The organism is Vibrio sp. 1727 (assembly GCF_033344415.1).
GTDB lineage: Bacteria > Pseudomonadota > Gammaproteobacteria > Enterobacterales > Vibrionaceae > Vibrio > Vibrio alginolyticus.
Genome location: NZ_JAWPOT010000717.1, coordinates 1 through 504, shown reverse-complemented (window position 1 = coordinate 504; position 504 = coordinate 1). Strand labels below are relative to the sequence as shown.

Genomic DNA, 504 nt, shown 5'->3' with positions numbered 1-504 from the left:
TGTCGGCGGCGGTAACACAGCGGTTGAAGAAGCGCTGTACCTATCTAACATCGCATCTGAAGTTCACCTGATCCACCGTCGTGATTCATTCCGTGCTGAGAAGATTCTCATTAATCGTCTTATGGACAAAGTGGAAAATGGCAACATCATTCTTCACACCGATCGCACACTAGATGAAGTTCTGGGCGACGATATGGGCGTAACTGGTGTTCGTATTAAAGACGTAAACACAGGCACAACTGAAGATCTTGAAGTGATGGGCGCGTTTATCGCGATCGGCCACCAGCCAAACACCCAGATCTTTGAAGGCCAGCTAGAAATGAAAGATGGCTACATCGTTGTGAAGTCGGGTCTAGAAGGCAACGCGACGCAAACTAGCATTGAAGGTGTATTTGCAGCTGGTGACGTAATGGATCACAACTATCGTCAAGCAATCACATCAGCAGGTACAGGCTGTATGGCAGCTCTGGATGCGGAACGCTTCCTAGACGCACTTAGTGACAA

The 504-nt window shown here is 48.4% G+C and carries 1 protein-coding gene; it reads left to right on the top strand.

Annotated elements, in window-relative coordinates; all coding sequences use genetic code 11:
- Positions 1-504: FAD-dependent oxidoreductase (locus R8O10_RS27790; RefSeq protein WP_318192304.1), on the top strand; the 504-nt coding region annotated here is incomplete at both ends.